A 16,659-nucleotide genomic window follows, 5' to 3' on the forward strand; every position below is an offset into this window, starting at 1 on the left:
TATCAGATTTTTATCTGCTAATACCATAACTTTGTTATATATTAGAAATCAGATTGACCTGTTGTTCTTGGGAAAGGAATAACGTCTCTGATATTTGACATACCAGTGATATACATTATTAATCTTTCAAAGCCTAATCCAAATCCAGCATGCTTAGTTTCACCATATTTTCTAAGTTCTAAGTACCACCAGTAATCTTCTTCGTTAAGACCTAATTCAGCCATTCTAGCTTTTAAGACATCAAGTCTTTCTTCTCTTTGGCTACCACCAATGATTTCACCTATTCCAGGAACTAAGCAATCAGTTGCTGCAACAGTCTTTCCATCATCATTAAGTCTCATGTAAAATGCTTTTATATCCTTTGGATAATCAGTAACAAATACAGGTTTTTTGAATATTTCTTCAGTTAAATATCTTTCATGCTCAGTTTGAAGGTCAATTCCCCATTCAACTGGATATTCAAATGATTTACCACAGTTCTTTAATAATTCAACTGCTTCAGTATAAGTAATTTTTCCAAAGTCTGATGTTACTATGTTATTTAATTTATCTAATAAACCTTTTTCAATAAATTGATTAAAGAATGCCATTTCTTCTGGACATTCATCCATAACATATTTAATAACATACTTTAACATATTTTCTGCTAATTCCATATCATCTTCTAAGTCAGCAAATGCTATTTCAGGTTCAACCATCCAGAATTCAGCAGCATGTCTAGCTGTATTTGAATTTTCAGCTCTGAAAGTTGGTCCAAATGTATAAATATTTCTAAATGCTAAAGCAAAGGTTTCACCATTTAATTGTCCTGAAACTGTAAGATTAGTTTCTTTACCAAAGAAATCTTCCTTATAATCAACTTTTCCATCTTCAGTTCTTGGAATATTGTCAAAGTCTAAAGTAGTAACTTTGAACATTTCACCTGCACCTTCACAGTCACTTCCTGTTAAGATAGGTGTATGTGTATATACAAAACCTTGATCTTGGAAGAATTTGTGGATAGCATAAGCAGCTACTGAACGAACTCTAAATACTGCAGAAAAAGCATTACTTCTTGGTCTTAAATGAGCAATTGTTCTTAAGTATTCAAAAGTATGTCTTTTCTTTTGTAATGGATAATCAGAATCAGACATTCCTTCAATGATAATTTCTTTTGCTTGAATTTCAAATGGTTGTTTAGCTTCTGGTGTTTCAACTAAAGTACCAATAACTTTTATTGATGAGCTAATTGGTAACTTTGAAATATATTTAAAGTTTTCTAATTTGTTATCAAAAACAACTTGAATATTTTTAAAGAAAGACCCATCATTTACTTCAATAAATCCAAAGGCATTAGAAGCTCTAAGAGTTCTTATCCAACCAGAAATTGCTACTTCTTTAGATAGATATTCTGATGTGTTTCTATAAAGTGATTTTACTAAAACTACTTTTTCCATAATAACCTCCTGTTAATAAAATGTTTAATAATTTAAAATAGAAAATAAAAAAACCTCTCATTCCCAAAAATATATGGGACGAAAGGATTACTTACGTGGTACCACCCAAATTGCCTAAAAAGGCCACTTAGTAAATTAATAACGACATTTAGCCGTCTAAGCCTAATATTTAAGCAAATAAATATTTACTTAAAGTTCAGTTAGAAACTCAGAGATGTTCTTCACAATTGATATCGTATAAGGCTTACACCATCCCTTACTCGCTAAAACTATCTTCAAAAGTTACTCTTCTCATCACAGTTAATAAATATTTGAAATTTTATTAATATGATTTTACAATACTTTGCTAACATTTGCAACTTAATTTCATAATATATATTTAAAGAAGGTTTTTAGGAGGAAATCATGTATAAAAAGGATTTTTTAGAACAAAAATATTGTGAAATAAATCAACTAAAGAATTTATTACAAACATATCCTAAGGAGTATTGTGAAACTATAATTAAGGTAATGGAAAAAGTTTTTGATGAAATAAGTGAATATTTAAATAAGGAATCTAACAAGATTAAAGAAGTAACGAAAATTGATAGCATAGAAAGTAAAGTTAATGGTTTAGATAAAAAAATAGGGGATTTAGGAAATAAAATAATAGGAAATGAAAATATAAATATAAATCAAATTAAATGTAAAAAAGAAGAAAAAGACAAAGAAGATAAGCAGTGCAAAAAGCATAAAGAAAAATCAAAACAAAAGCATAATAAATGTGATAAAAAAAGGCAAGATGATAATAGGGAATATGAATTAAAAAGATATACTATGGAGGAAATATCTAAATTTGATGGAAAGGATGGCACTTTAGCTTATGTTGTTATTAATGGAAGAGTTTATGATGTTACTTCAATAAAACAATGGTTTAATGGAAGGCATTATGGATTAACAGCAGGAAAAGATTTAACAGAGTATTTCAATAGTTGTCATAAAAGTGAAAAAAATATTTTAAAAAAATTAAAGATTGTAGGCAAAATTGAGAATGGTTAGGAGTTAGGAGTGAATAGTTAGTAGTTAGGAGTTAGTACTTAAGGAAAAAATTCAGCTGTTGCTGAATTTTAGAAAATATAATTTAGAAAAACCCCTGAGGAGTTTCCACCTAAACTACTAACTACAAACTAAAAACTCCAAACTAATTAAGATTCTTTTCCAGTTTCGTATGATGATGTAATTGCTGTTGGAAAGTTTAACATAGTACAATCTTTCATAATTCTTTTATATTCATATTCTAAGTATCTAACTTGTACAACAATTTCTCCGTTGTCTTTAATTTCAATAATAGTATATGTTGGGTTAGGCTTACCTATCTTTGGTTTTCCAACACTTCCAACATTGATTAAAGTTTTATTATTGAATTTCTTAGTAAATGGTATATGGGTATGAGCACATACTAATACATCACCTTCGTATTCAGTCATTACTTTTTTTGTATTTTCAGCATCTTCAAAAAGATATTCATTAATTGCATTTGGACTTCCATGAGTAAAAAGAATATTTATACCATTAAAGGTATATTTTAATGAAGTTGGAAGAGAAGCAAGATAGTATTTATTAGATACTCTAACCTCTTCACATGTCCAAGGTAATGCAAAAGAATTAATAGCTGTATTTCTAATAAAAGTAAAATCACCATCTACTACAGAGGCATCATAATTTCCTCTTATACAAGGAATTTCTCTTCTTCTTATTAATGCTATAACTTCATTAGGATGAGGACCGTATCCTACTAAATCTCCAAGACATATTATTTTATCAACCCTTTGTTCATCTATATCTTCAAGTGTTTTCATTAATGCATATATATTTCCATGAATATCTGACATAACTGCTATTTTCATTATGAGTAGCCTCCATTTTTAAAATTTATGTGTAGTTTAAAATTAAAGTTAATTTTATAAATTAATTATATCACTATAAGCATAAAAAAGACGATACAAGTTATAAATATTATGGATAATATAAGAAAATTAAGTTATGATAAAAATAAAAAGATTAAAATACAACATGGAGGCAAAGAATGAAGACTTCAAGACTTAAAAATGTTTTAAAGCATATGGAAGAAAATAAAATTCCACAATTAATTGTAACTTCAGCGCAATCAATTTTTTATTTAACAGGAAAAATGATTCATTCAGGAGAAAGATTAATTGCATTATACTTAGATATTAATGGAAATCATAAATTCCTTGTAAATAAGCTATTCCCAATTCATGAAGATTTGGGTATAGAAATAGTATGGTATGACGATATTGAAAATCCAATTGATAAGTTAGAAAAAATCGTAAGAAGTGGTGAAGTTTTAGGGATAGATAAGAATTTACCATCACATTTTTTAATAGATTTAATGGGAAGAAATGTTGTTAAGGCATTTTTAAATTCTTCACCTATAATTGATAGATTAAGAATGATAAAAGATGAAGAGGAAATTCAATTAATGAAGGAATCTTCAAGAATAAATGATTCAGTAATGTTAAAGCTTTGGAGTAATTTAAAAGAAGGTTATTCAGAAAAATATTATGCCAATTTATTAGCAGAACTTTATGAGGAAGAAGGAGCATCTGGTTTTTCATTTCCACCAATAGTTGCAACAAGCCCTAATGGAGCAGATCCACATCATGGAACAGGTAAAGATAAAGTGAAAAATGGTGATAGTATAGTTTTAGATATTGGAGGAGTATATAAAAATTATTGCTCAGATATGACTAGAACTGTATTTATAGGTAAGGAACCAAGCAAGGAACATGCCCATGTATATAATATAGTAAAAAGTGCAAATGAAAAGGCAATTTCTATAATAAAAGAAGGCGTTAAATTTTCAGATATAGATAAGGCAGCAAGAAATTTAATTACAGATGCTGGATATGGCCAATATTTCACTCATAGAACTGGACATAGTATAGGAATTGAAATTCATGATTTTGGAAATGTTAGTTCAGTAAATGATGATGAAGTTAAGGCTGGAATGATATTTTCAGTTGAACCAGGAATTTATTTAAAAGATAATATTGGAGTTAGAGTTGAAGATTTAGTTCTTGTAACTAAAGATGGTTGTGAAGTATTAAATTCTGTAACTAAAGAAATAACTGTATTATAATTTTAAATTTTATTTTAAGTGTATAGAAAAAGGGGGATGTCGCATTAAGAATAAATACTATAATATATTGTATTAATTTTTATTTTTTAAAACAATATATTGTGTATAAAAGTTTTAGTGCGACAGCCCCTATTTGATTTATATAATTTCAATTACTCTATTCATTAATTTTATAAAATCATTTTTAACTTTAGCAGAAGTTTCAATAACCTCTTCATGATTTAATGGCTGATCTAATATACCAGCAGCCATATTAGTTAAGCAAGAAATACCAACAGTTTTAATATTGCAGTGATTTGCAACAATTACTTCTGGAACAGTAGACATACCAACAGCATCTCCACCCATAATTCTAGCAAACTTAACTTCAGCAGGAGTTTCATATGTAGGTCCAGAGAACATTACATATATTCCTTGTTGTAAATTAATTCCTAATTCTTTGCCGGCATCTAAAACTTTATTTCTAAGTTCTAAATTATATGCTTGTGACATATCTGGGAATCTAGGACCAAATTCATCTAAATTATGACCAAATAAAGGATTTGAACCAGAAAAATTAATATGATCTGTGATTACCATTAAGTCTCCAACTTTAAAGTTTTCATTAACAGCACCACAAGCATTAGTTACTATAAGTTTTGAAATACCTAATAATTTCATTACTCTTACAGGAAAAGTTACTTTATCTAATGAATATCCTTCATAATAATGAAATCTTCCTTGCATAGCAATAACTTGTTTATTTCCAAGTGTACCTATTACTAAACGTCCAGCATGACCTTCTACAGTAGAAGTTGGGAAGTTTGGGATATCACTATAGTTATAATATTCAGGGTTTTCTATAGAATCAGCTAATGATCCTAATCCAGAGCCAAGTATTAATCCAATTTCAGGTTTATATTTGCTTTGCTTTAAAATAAAATCAGCAGAAGCTTTAATTTTTGTTAATAAATCCATTAAAATCACCTCGTTTTTTATATATTGTATTATTTATTAGGTATAAATTCAGCTTAGGCTGAAATTAGTTTGTAGTTTATGGTTAGTAGTTTATAATTTAGGTATAAATTCAGCTTAGGCTGAATTTAAGAAAATATATTCTCAGAAATTCCCCAAGGAATTTCATCCTCAACTTGTCACTTGCCACTTACTCCCCTTGTCACTAACTTAGTTATTTATTTAAAAGCATTTCTCCTACTTTAACAACATCACCTGCACCTACAGTAAGGATTAAATCTCCTGGAACAACTTTAGAAGATAAGTAGTTAACTGCTTCTTCATGACTATGAACATTAATACAGTTCATTCCTGTTTTTCTTATAGCATCACCAAGTTCATTAGAAGATACTAATCCAGTGTCCTTTTCACGGGCAGCATAAATGTCCATTAATATTAATTCATATGCTGAACCAAAACATGTAGTAAATTCATCAAAAAGAGTTTTAGTTCTAGTATAAGTATGTGGTTGGAATACACAATAAGTTTTATTGTGTTTAATAAGTTTTGCTGTAGCAAGTGTAGCCTTAATTTCAACAGGATGATGAGCATAATCATCTATTATAGTAGCACCATTAAATTCACCTTTATATTCAAATCTTTTATGAGCTCCCTTACAATCATTTAAGCCCTTAATAATTGCTTCTTTAGGAATATTTAAAACCAATGATGTACAAATTGAAGCAAGTGCATTTAAAATATTATGCTTACCAGTTGTGTTTAAAGTAACTTCAAATAATGGTTCACCGTTTTTACAAACAGTAAATGATGCACAGCCTTTATTATTAAAAGAAATATTAGAAGCAGTAACATCACCTTTAGTAATACCATAACTTATAGTATTACATTTAGCATAATTTAATACTTCTAGAACTCTATTATCTTCTGCACAACCAATTAAATATCCATTAGTAGGAATTAAATCAGAGAATTTTTTAAAAGTATCTTCAATATGATTTATATCTCTATAATAATCTAAATGATCTGCATCTATATTTAAGATTATTCCTATATAAGGAAAGAATTTTAAAAATGATGCTTTATATTCGCAGGCTTCTGTAACAAAGTATTCACTTTCTCCAATTTTAAAATTACCGTGAATTGCATCAACATCTCCACCTACTAAAATAGTTGGATCTAAGTTAGCACTTAAAGTTATATTAGAAAGCATTGAAGTTGTTGTTGTTTTACCATGAGTGCCAGCAACTGCTACATTATACTTATGTCCTTTCATTATATAACCTAAGAATTCAGCTCTATCCATAAGTTCTATATTTTTATTTTTTGCCTCTATTATTTCAGGGTTAGAAGAAGGAATTGCTGCAGTATATACTACTAAATCAACATTTTTTAGGTTTTCACTTTTATGACCTATGTAAATTTCAGCTCCAGCTTCTCTTAATTTATTTAAAACCTCTGATTCCTTTGCATCAGAACCAGATACCTTATATCCTTTTGTTAATAGGACAGCAGCAAGTCCACTCATACTTACTCCGCCGATTCCAATAAAATGCACCTTTTTATTTTTATCTGTGTTTAAATCGAAAGACAAGATATCAACCCCTTTAATTTCTGTTAATAATATATATTTATAATTATATACAAATTTGCTAGGTTGAACACAAAAAATAAAAAATAATTTGTTATAAATAAGAACAAAATTATATTGAAGGAATAAATAACTAATGTAAAAGAGAATGGATTTTGTTATTTAAATTAAGAAATAAGTAACAAACTATTGATAATGTAAGGATTTTAGAATAAAATATGAATATTAGATAAGGGGAAGTTGAAATAATTTGTGTTTTTGAGAAAATAAGGAAGGTGAGCTTGGTGGAAAAATTAAGTAGAAATAATAGGGTTGTAGCTATTACTAAGATATTGATGGAAACACCTAATAAAGTTATAGGATTAAATAGATTTTCAGAGTTTTTAAATGCAGCTAAATCAACTATAAGTGAAGATATAGTAATAGTAAGGGAAGTATTAGAAAAATTAGAGATGGGCTCTATAGAAACAATTGCAGGAGCGGCTGGAGGAATTAAATATATTCCTTCTATGGGACAAAAGGCAAAAGAAGATTTTGCAGATGAGTTATGTAAAGCCTTATTAGAAGAAGGAAGAATTGTACCAGGCAATTTTGTATACTTAACTGATATAATGTATAATCCTCAAATTGTAAGTAAGGCTGGAGTAATTTTAGCTTCTCATTTTCAAGAAATGGATTTAGATTGTATAGTAACAGTGGAAACAAAAGGTATCCCATTAGCATATGAAGTTGCAAAAAGTTTAGGAATTGAATTAGTTATAATAAGAAAAGATAACAAAGTAACAGAAGGTTCAACAGTTACAATAAACTATGTATCAGGAACAAGTGGAAGAATACAACAAATGGCATTAGCCAAAAAATGTATGAAACCATCAAGTAAATGTGTATTCATAGATGATTTCTTAAGAGGTGGTGGAACTGCTGAAGGGATAAGAGATCTTTTAAAAGAATTTGATAGTGAATTAGTTGGAACAGGGGTATTAGTTGATAATATTGGTATAGAAAATAAGAGAACTAGTGATTATGTATCAATTATTGATTTAAAGTATGATAAAGAAATAGATAAGCTTATTGTAAATCCTTCAAATATTATAAAATAAAGTTAATCCAGTTGCAAGAAATATTGATATTTATTAATTAAAAAAAATTAAATAAAAAAATAAGTAAAAAAAAGGATTTTTAAACTTTTTATAGAAATATATTTAATATAAAGCAACTGGAGGTGTAGTGAAATGACAATCACAGACGTTAGAATCAGAAAGATAGCTACAGAAGGAAAAATGAAAGCTATAGTTTCTGTAACATTTGATAATGAATTTGTTGTCCATGATATTAAAGTAATAGAAGGACAAAATGGTTTATTTATTGCAATGCCAAGTAGAAAGACACCAGATGGGGAATTTAAAGATATTGCTCATCCAATAAATACTGATACTAGGGAAAAAATTCAAAATTCCATTTTAAAAGCTTATGAAGAAGCAATGGAAGAAGAAAACGTTGTTATAAGTGAATAATATTTTAAATAAAAGGGGCATATGTTAAGACGTATGTTCCTTTTAGCTTATGTGTGCCCAGCATGGGCACGTACTCGTCGGTGAAAGTCCGATATGGGGGTTGATAGTGCCAACCATTAGCCAAGGACAAGGGTGTCCATCGTGAGGTGGAATCTGAAGGAAGTCGGAGGCAAAACCTTGGTCTGAGGTATACGAATCACATTTGAGGCTTATCTCTATGGGTGAACTTGCATATCAAAGTAAAGCCCTAAACTATCCGAAATAGAGAAAGTATATGTGGCAGATATATGAGGTGAAAGTACGTGTTCTTACCTGGGGAGGTCTGATAGATACATCTAAAATAGATTAATTTCTAATAGATAACCTATATAGTGATATATAGCTGAACTATCAGAAGTCAGCAGATGTCATAGTAACTCCGCTAATCGCGATAGCGGACGAAGGACTGAACGTTAGGAGGTTTACAACTTTGGATAAATCAAAGAAATTACAAAGAAAACAGAAAACTCAATATAGAGACCAAGTGGTGGAAGTAGAAGTGGAACTTCAAGGTAAATCAAAGGTGCAGAGTAATTTTATGGTTTTACCAAATAGGGAAAGCGTAAACGATGAAACATTTGATACTAGTATGTTACTTGAAGAAGTTCTTGAAAGAAATAATATGCTTTTAGCACTTAAGAGAGTAATTAGTAATAAAGGTAGCCATGGAGTTGATGGAATGAAAATCGATGAACTTCGAGAGCATATCAAAAAACATTGGGATACAATTAAAGCTAAAATACTAGAAAGTAAATATAATCCATCACCAGTAAGAAGAGTAGAGATACCTAAAGTTGATGGAGGAGTTAGACTATTAGGGATACCAACTGTGCAAGATAGATTAATACAACAAGCAATAGCTCAAGTTTTATCTAGAATTTATGAACCACTATTTTCAAACAATAGCTTTGGCTTCCGACCTCGTAGAGGAGCAAAGGATGCAGTAACAAAATCGAAGCAATACATAAACGAGGGAAATAGATGGGTTATAGATATGGATTTAGAGAAATTCTTTGATAAAGTTAACCATGATATTCTTATGGGGAAACTTGAAAAGAAGATAAAAGACAAACGACTATTATCATTAATAAGAAAATACTTAAAAAGTGGAATTCTAATTAACGGCGTTTCTGTAACAAGTGCAGAAGGAACTCCGCAAGGCGGTCCGTTAAGTCCATTACTAGCAAACATAATGCTTGATGAATTAGACAAGGAACTTGAAAAGAGAGGACACAAATTTTGTAGGTATGCAGATGATAATAATGTATATGTTAAAAGTAAAAGAGCAGGCATAAGAGTAATGGAATCTATGATAAAACTTATAGAAAATAAGTTAAAACTTAAGGTAAACAAGGATAAAAGTGCAGTAGACTTTGTATCTAAAAGAAAATTCTTAGGGTTTTCTTTCTACTTTGCGAAGGGCGGAGCAGAAATAAGAATTCATGAAAAATCAATCAAGAGATTTAAAGATAAAATTAAGTTCTACACTAATAGAAATATAGGGATTAGTATGGAATCTAGACTAAAGAAATTAAATCAAATAATGATGGGTTGGATTAATTATTATGGAATAGCTAACGCGGTGGCGAAGCTAAAAGAACTAGATAAATGGATTAGAAGAAGACTAAGAGCTTGCATATGGAAACAATGGAAGAAGATTAGCACCAGACATAGAAATCTAGTAAAACTAGGAATTAATAAATACAAAGCATGGGAATATGCAAATACAAGAAAAGGCTACTGGAGAATATCCAAGAGCCCAATCTTAAGCAAATCTCTAAATAACAAATATCTAGAATCACTAGGATTTGTTAGTCTAACACAAACATATCAAATGATGCATTAAATTCTAATGAACCGCCGTATACCGAACGGTACGTACGGTGGTGTGAGAGGACGCTAAATAAAATAATTATTTAGCTCCTACTCGATAATTGATTTGAAGAGTTGAAATACTTTATTTAATGCAATATAATATATAAGAAATATAAACGAACATTTTTTGAAAGAAATGAAATTTTGTCCATTAATTTATAGAGGGGTGAATTTATGTATAAATGTGCTTTAATATTAGCAGCAGGTCAAGGAAAAAGAATTAAATCCGATTTGCCAAAGGTTTTACATAAGGTATGTGGAAAAGAAATGGTAAATCATGTAATTGATACTTTAAGAAAAAGTGAAATTGATGATATAAATGTTATAGTAGGAAAAGGTGCAGAATTAGTTAAAGCTAATACAAGTTCTAGAAATGTGAGTTATTCACTTCAAGAGGAACAATTAGGAACGGGGCATGCAGTTAAATGTGCAATAGATTTCCTAAAAGGTAAATCAGGTACAGTAGCAGTATTTAATGGTGATGCACCTTTAATAAAAGAAGAAACTATTAAAAAATTATTTGATATCCATAATAGTAATAAAAATAGTGCAACTATATTAACTTCTATTTTAAATGATGCTTCAGGATATGGAAGAATTATAAGAAGTGGTGATGAAGTCTTAAAAATAGTTGAACATAAAGATTGTAATGAAGAAGAACTTAAAGTAAAAGAAATTAATTCAGGAATTTTTTGTTTTCAAATAGAAAAGTTAGTTGAATGTTTAGGAAATCTTTCTACTAATAATGCACAAGGTGAATATTATTTAACTGATGTAATAGAAATGCTTAAGGATAAAAATGAAAAAGTTGGAGCTCTTATTATAGACTATGAAGAAACTTTAGGGGTTAATTCAAGATTACAACTTTCAGAAGTTGAAGTAATTTTAAGAAAAAGAATTAATAACAAGCATTTAGAGAATGGTGTTACTATTATAGATCCAATGACAACTTATATTGGTGATGATGTAGAAATTGGTCAAGATACTATTATATATCCTGGAAATGTATTAGAGGGTAATACTAAAATTGGGAAGGGATGTACTTTATTCCCTAATTCAAGAATTAATAATAGTGTAATTGGAGAAAATGTAGAAATACAATCATCAGTTATTTTAGAAAGTTCAGTTGGCAATAATACTACAGTTGGGCCATTTGCATATATTCGTCCAGAGTCTGTAGTAGGAAACAATGTAAGAATTGGTGATTTTGTTGAAATAAAAAAATCAACTATAGGCAATAATACTAAAGTATCTCATTTAACATATGTTGGAGATAGTGAAGTAGGGGAAAATTGTAATTTTGGATGTGGTACCGTTACAGTAAATTATGATGGAAAAAATAAAAATAAAACTATAATAGGAAATAATAGTTTTATTGGATGTAATACAAATTTAATTTCACCGATTACTGTAGAAGATAACACATATATAGCAGCTGGCTCAACAATTACAGATGATGTTCATAGTGGTGAACTTGCAGTTGCAAGAGCAAAACAAAGAAATATTGAAGGTTGGATAGACAAAAGAGGTCTTATTAATAAAAAATAAATATAAATATTTACTATAAGATAAAGTAACAAATTTAATGTTACAAATAGAGGAGGGTCTCAAAATTATGATAGCTCATGGAAAAAAAATAAAAATATTTACAGGAAATTCGCATCCTGAATTAGCAAAGGAAATTGCAGATTTATTAGGATTACCTTTAGGAAATGCAAAGGTTTCTACATTTAGTGATGGAGAAATTTCAGTAGATATTAATGAAACTGTAAGAGGTGTTGATGTATTTATAGTACAATCAACAAGCTCACCAGTTAATAATAATTTAATGGAATTATTAATTATGATTGATGCCTTTAAGAGAGCATCAGCTGGAAGAATAACTGCTGTTATTCCTTATTATGGATATGCTAGACAAGACAGAAAAGCAAAATCAAGAGATCCAATAACTGCAAAGTTAGTTGCTGATATTTTAACTGCTTCAGGAGCTGATAGAGTATTAACAATGGATTTACATGCTTCTCAAATACAAGGATATTTTAATATACCAGTAGATCATTTATTAGGTTCACCAATATTAGCAAATAACTTTGTGGAAAAGGGATTTAGTGATCAAGAAGATGTTGTTGTCGTATCACCAGACTTAGGAAGTGTTACAAGAGCAAGAAAATTTGCTGATAAATTAAATGCACCAATTGCTATTATAGATAAGAGAAGACCAAAAGCAAATGTTTCTGAAATAATGAACATTATTGGGGAGGTTAATGGGAAAAGATGTATCTTAATTGATGATATGATTGATACAGCTGGAACAATAGCAAATGCAGCAAATGCATTAAAGGATTTAGGAGCTAAAAATGTTTATGCTTGTTGTACTCATGGAGTATTATCTGGGCCTGCATTTGAAAGAATAAATAATTCAGCTATTGAAGAATTAATAATGTTAAATACTATTCCACTTCCAAACCAAGAAGGTTTAGAAAAGTTTAAGTCAATTTCAGTTGCTCCAATATTTGCTGAAGCAATTAAGAGAATATATGATGACGAACCAATAAGTAAGTTATTTGAAAATTAATAAAAATGGGGATGTTGCATTAAGAATAAATACTACAATATATTGTATATAAAATTTTTAGTGCGACAGCCTTATTTTTTTAATCCTTTTTTAAAGAATATAGTATAAAATATTAATTAAGGAAGGTGAATTTAAAATGGATGATAGATTAGGAAAAGTATTAATTGTTGATGATGATTTACATATTAATGAACTTATAGATATGTATTTACAAAGTGGAGGGTATAGAACTAAAAAATGTTTCAATGGAAATGATGCATGTAATATTGTTTCAACAGAAGATATTGGATTAGTAATATTAGATGTTATGTTGCCAGGAAAAGATGGAATAGAAGTATTAAAGCAGATAAGAAAAAATAATGATGTTCCTGTGATAATGCTTACAGCTAAGGGAGAGATTTTTGATAAAGTACTTGCATTAGAATTAGGGGCAGATGATTATATTGTTAAGCCATTTGATCCAAAGGAATTACTAGCAAGAGTTAAAGCTGTAAGTAGGAGATATACTGTAGATAATCAATCTAAGGATATTATAAAATATGAAGATTTAACTATTGATATAGGGGCTTATGAAGTAATTTACAAAGGAAATATTGTAAGATTAGCACCTAAGGAGTTAGAATTATTTCATTTTATGGCAAGTAATCCTAACAAGGTGTTTACAAGAGAACAACTTATGTTTGAGGTTTGGGGATATGATTATCCAGGAGACTCAAGAACTGTTGATGTACATGTTAAAAGGTTAAGAGAAAAAATTAAAGGTGGAAAAGAATGGGAACTTCAAACGGTATGGGGTGTTGGATATAAGTTTGAGGTGAGATAAGTGAAGAAAAATAGTATAGTAAGGAAATTAATAATTACTTTTTCTTCGATAACTGGTGGATTATTAATATTAGTAGGATTAGTTTTAACTATTTGGTTTTATAAAGATGAATATAATGAAATTGTTGAAACATTAAATAAGCAATTAGATGTTGTATCTGAAGCTGTAGGGAGTTATTTAAAAGCTCAAGAAGGAAGCTATGAAGAGATTAATAGATTATTAAAAATATCTTGTTTAAGCAATAATATGGATGGCATTATTGTTGATAGACTTGGATATATTTATATGGTTTCAAATGAGGAGTATGCAAATTTAAAATATACAAATATTGATATAACAGAATATAATATACCAAATTCTAACGAACTAGAATATAGAAAAAACTTGATTAAAGATTATTTCAATGAAGACTTAAGTGCATTTATAAAACCAATTTTTTTAGATGAAAAATTAGATGGATATATAATTATGGTTCCAAAAGGAGAATTAAGAGGAAAACGAACATTGATTATTATATGGGGAGCTGTAATTTTAGCAATAATAGTTGCTGCAGCTATAGTAAAATATTTTGCTGAATTATTAGTAGTTAAACCAATTGAACAAATTAATAATGCTGCAAAAAGATTGGCAAAGGGCAATGTAGATGAAAGGGTAGAAGTTATTGGAAATAATGAAATAGGTGAATTAGCACAGTCTTTTAATAGTATGGCTCAATCTATAGGAGAGTCAGATATTATAAGAAAGGAGTTTATTTCAAATGTATCACACGAATTAAGATCTCCAATTACATCTATAAAAGGATTTATTGGTGGAATATTAGATGGTGTAATACCAAAGGATAAAGAAAATTATTATTTAAAAATAGTGTATGATGAAATTGATAGATTAGCTAGGTTAGTAAATGATTTGTTAGATATATCAGCAATGGAGGCTGGTAAATTTAATTTAAATATTTCAGAATTCGATATTAATCAAACCATAAGTTTATGCATATTAAATTTGGAAAGTAAAATACAGGCTAAGGGGTTAAAGGTTAAAGCTATTTTTCATGAAGAGCGTTGCTTTGCAATAGGAGATAGAGATAGAATACTTCAAGTTATTATTAATTTATTAGAAAATGCTATTAAATATAGTAATGATAATGGCGAAATAGAAGTAAATATATCTACAAAGGGAGAAAAAATATATGTAAGTATATTTAATTCTGGAAGACCTATTTCTGAAAGTGATATTAATCATATTTGGGATAGATTTTATAAGGGGGATAAATCTAGAACAAATAAAGTTAGTACAGGACTTGGTTTATCTATAGTAAGATTGATTTTAACTCAGCATAATCAAGATGTATGGGCAAATAATGTAGATGGAAAAGGTATTAAATTTACTTTTACATTAGAGAGAAGTAATTAAATAATATAAAAGGTTAGATTTTAGATATAATTTTAAAAATATTTTGTAATGTAAATTATAAAATATTTTATGAAAATTTGGAGGGAGATATGAAAATAAAAAGAGATGAAAATAAAAAAATATCATGCACTCCACCAGGAAAAATATCTAATATAATATTTGAGAAAAAAAATACTACTCAAGCAAAAGTTAAAATAGGTATTAAAATTACTTTATATATAGTTATTGCTACTTTTTTAGCTACTGTTATGGCTGGGATTAATCTTAAGCAAAAGTATGGTGAGGTAATACAAAAAATAAGGCAATTGGAAAAGAGCGCAAATACAATTATATTAGATTATACAAAAATTATTAATGAAGTATCACCAGCATTAGTTACAATTAGTGATTCAAATGAAAAATTTATAGAAGATAATTATTTTGATGGAAATATAACAGGAATAATAGTAGATGATAGTGGAATAATTTTAACTAATTATTCTGCTATAAAAGGGAAAAGTGATATATATGTAAAATTATCCTCTATGGCATCAAAGCCAATTAAAGCGGAGATATTAGTAGAAAATGAAAGTATTGATTTAGCACTTATAAAGATAGATTTTGAAGGTGAGCTAAAAGCTATAAAATTAGCAGATATGAATGATATAAAAGAAGGTCAAGGAATAGTTGTTTTAGGAAATGCTATAGCTGATGAATATATAGGAAGCTCTATTCCTGGGATAATCACATCAAAAAATGAATATTTAGAAGTAGATGGAAAGAGATATTCTTTATTGCAAATAAATGCACCTATTAATAAAAAAAATACTGGAGGTGCTATTTGTAATTCAAAAGGTGAATTAGTTGGAATTGCAGATTTAACTGTAACAAATGAAAAGAATGAAATTGGAATTTATTATGGATTTCAAATGACAGAGCTTCAAGATATGATAAATTCAACTAATAGTTTTAAAAAAATTATGGGTATAGCAGAAGGTAGGATAATAATCGATGAGGGGAGAGGATTGAATGGATTTTACATTCAAGAGTTAGTAAAAGATGGTAGTGCTTATGTAGCAGGTGTTAAACCAACTGATATAATTTTAGAAGTAGATGGTTACCAAGTGGTTGATGTAGAAGATGTAATTACAGTGTTGCAAGGAAAAAGAAAAGATGATATATTACATTGTAAGATATTAAGGCAAGGGAATATGAAAGAAGTAGATATAAAAATAATAAGTTAACTAATTTAGGGGGCTGTCGCACTAAAAATTTTATATACAATATATTGTTCTGATAATTAAAAATTAACACAATATATTGT

Annotated in this window: 14 protein-coding genes and 1 other annotated feature; of the genes, 10 read left to right on the forward strand and 4 right to left on the reverse strand. The window is 28.7% G+C overall.

What is annotated here, in order from left to right:
• Window positions 1–41 precede the first annotated feature (41 nt).
• Complete coding sequence (asnS, locus tag ACUN06_RS00575; protein WP_294126309.1) at window positions 42–1,436, reverse strand: asparagine--tRNA ligase; 1,395 nt, start codon at window positions 1,434–1,436, stop codon at window positions 42–44.
• Window positions 1,437–1,507: 71 nt separating this feature from the next.
• Window positions 1,508–1,743, reverse strand: a binding site (T-box leader).
• 98 nt (window positions 1,744–1,841) lie between these two features.
• Here asnS and ACUN06_RS00580 point away from each other — a divergent pair.
• Window positions 1,842–2,474 carry a cytochrome b5 domain-containing protein gene (locus tag ACUN06_RS00580; RefSeq protein ID WP_412192616.1) on the forward strand — a complete coding sequence of 211 codons (633 nt, stop codon included), beginning with the start codon at window positions 1,842–1,844 and terminating at the stop codon, window positions 2,472–2,474.
• A 146-nt stretch (window positions 2,475–2,620) separates the two neighbouring features.
• Here ACUN06_RS00580 and ACUN06_RS00585 read toward each other — a convergent pair whose 3' ends face one another.
• The gene (locus ACUN06_RS00585; protein ID WP_291733958.1) at window positions 2,621–3,322 is read right to left on the reverse strand and encodes a metallophosphoesterase family protein; all 702 of its coding nucleotides are present in this window, start codon (window positions 3,320–3,322) and stop codon (window positions 2,621–2,623) included.
• A 179-nt stretch (window positions 3,323–3,501) separates the two neighbouring features.
• Between ACUN06_RS00585 and ACUN06_RS00590 the strand changes: the two genes are divergently transcribed.
• Window positions 3,502–4,578: a M24 family metallopeptidase gene (locus ACUN06_RS00590; RefSeq protein ID WP_291733962.1), complete on the forward strand. Its 1,077-nt coding sequence runs from the start codon at window positions 3,502–3,504 to the stop codon at window positions 4,576–4,578.
• Window positions 4,579–4,716: 138 nt separating this feature from the next.
• Here ACUN06_RS00590 and ACUN06_RS00595 read toward each other — a convergent pair whose 3' ends face one another.
• Window positions 4,717–5,535: a purine-nucleoside phosphorylase gene (locus ACUN06_RS00595; protein WP_291732611.1), complete on the reverse strand. Its 819-nt coding sequence runs from the start codon at window positions 5,533–5,535 to the stop codon at window positions 4,717–4,719.
• 211 nt (window positions 5,536–5,746) lie between these two features.
• Complete coding sequence (gene murC, locus ACUN06_RS00600; RefSeq protein WP_291732609.1) at window positions 5,747–7,123, reverse strand: UDP-N-acetylmuramate--L-alanine ligase; 1,377 nt, start codon at window positions 7,121–7,123, stop codon at window positions 5,747–5,749.
• Window positions 7,124–7,404: 281 nt separating this feature from the next.
• Here murC and purR point away from each other — a divergent pair, with 281 nt between their 5' ends.
• The 8 genes from purR (at window position 7,405) to ACUN06_RS00640 (ending at window position 16,579) form a co-directional block, all read left to right on the forward strand.
• The gene (gene purR, locus ACUN06_RS00605; protein WP_291732607.1) at window positions 7,405–8,220 is read left to right on the forward strand and encodes a pur operon repressor; all 816 of its coding nucleotides are present in this window, start codon (window positions 7,405–7,407) and stop codon (window positions 8,218–8,220) included.
• Between the two features lie 132 nt (window positions 8,221–8,352).
• Window positions 8,353–8,634, forward strand: a complete 282-nt coding sequence (gene spoVG / locus ACUN06_RS00610; RefSeq protein ID WP_291732605.1) for a septation regulator SpoVG — start codon at window positions 8,353–8,355, stop codon at window positions 8,632–8,634.
• A gap of 469 nt (window positions 8,635–9,103) precedes the next feature.
• Window positions 9,104–10,519 carry a group II intron reverse transcriptase/maturase gene (gene ltrA / locus ACUN06_RS00615; RefSeq protein WP_291734288.1) on the forward strand — a complete coding sequence of 472 codons (1,416 nt, stop codon included), beginning with the start codon at window positions 9,104–9,106 and terminating at the stop codon, window positions 10,517–10,519.
• A gap of 203 nt (window positions 10,520–10,722) precedes the next feature.
• On the forward strand, window positions 10,723–12,096 hold the full coding sequence (gene glmU / locus ACUN06_RS00620) for a bifunctional UDP-N-acetylglucosamine diphosphorylase/glucosamine-1-phosphate N-acetyltransferase GlmU (RefSeq protein ID WP_291732602.1): 1,374 nt from the start codon (window positions 10,723–10,725) through the stop codon (window positions 12,094–12,096).
• 67 nt (window positions 12,097–12,163) lie between these two features.
• Entirely contained in the window at window positions 12,164–13,123 is a 960-nt protein-coding gene (locus ACUN06_RS00625) for a ribose-phosphate diphosphokinase (protein ID WP_291732600.1), read from the forward strand.
• A 136-nt stretch (window positions 13,124–13,259) separates the two neighbouring features.
• Window positions 13,260–13,946: a response regulator transcription factor gene (locus tag ACUN06_RS00630; protein WP_294162428.1), complete on the forward strand. Its 687-nt coding sequence runs from the start codon at window positions 13,260–13,262 to the stop codon at window positions 13,944–13,946.
• Window positions 13,947–15,356 (forward strand): sensor histidine kinase, encoded by a 1,410-nt coding sequence (locus ACUN06_RS00635; RefSeq protein ID WP_291732596.1) that lies wholly within the window; start codon window positions 13,947–13,949, stop codon window positions 15,354–15,356. It abuts the gene before it with no gap.
• Window positions 15,357–15,445: 89 nt separating this feature from the next.
• The gene (locus tag ACUN06_RS00640) at window positions 15,446–16,579 is read left to right on the forward strand and encodes a S1C family serine protease (protein ID WP_291732593.1); all 1,134 of its coding nucleotides are present in this window, start codon (window positions 15,446–15,448) and stop codon (window positions 16,577–16,579) included.
• Window positions 16,580–16,659: the final 80 nt, after the last annotated feature.

It is taken from the genome of Clostridium sp. ETTB3 (assembly GCF_053571985.1).

Bases quoted from the DNA above. Each gene is read 5' to 3' on its own strand.
- ACUN06_RS00625 (WP_291732600.1), top strand. From the start codon at position 12,164: ATGATAGCTCATGGAAAAAAAATAAAAATATTTACAGGAAATTCGCAT.
- ACUN06_RS00595 (WP_291732611.1), bottom strand. From the start codon at position 5,535: ATGGATTTATTAACAAAAATTAAAGCTTCTGCTGATTTTATTTTAAAG.
- glmU (WP_291732602.1), top strand. From the start codon at position 10,723: ATGTATAAATGTGCTTTAATATTAGCAGCAGGTCAAGGAAAAAGAATT.
- ACUN06_RS00585 (WP_291733958.1), bottom strand. From the start codon at position 3,322: ATGAAAATAGCAGTTATGTCAGATATTCATGGAAATATATATGCATTA.
- asnS (WP_294126309.1), bottom strand. From the start codon at position 1,436: ATGGAAAAAGTAGTTTTAGTAAAATCACTTTATAGAAACACATCAGAA.
- ACUN06_RS00580 (WP_412192616.1), top strand. From the start codon at position 1,842: ATGTATAAAAAGGATTTTTTAGAACAAAAATATTGTGAAATAAATCAA.
- ACUN06_RS00640 (WP_291732593.1), top strand. From the start codon at position 15,446: ATGAAAATAAAAAGAGATGAAAATAAAAAAATATCATGCACTCCACCA.
- ACUN06_RS00590 (WP_291733962.1), top strand. From the start codon at position 3,502: ATGAAGACTTCAAGACTTAAAAATGTTTTAAAGCATATGGAAGAAAAT.
- spoVG (WP_291732605.1), top strand. From the start codon at position 8,353: ATGACAATCACAGACGTTAGAATCAGAAAGATAGCTACAGAAGGAAAA.
- ACUN06_RS00630 (WP_294162428.1), top strand. From the start codon at position 13,260: ATGGATGATAGATTAGGAAAAGTATTAATTGTTGATGATGATTTACAT.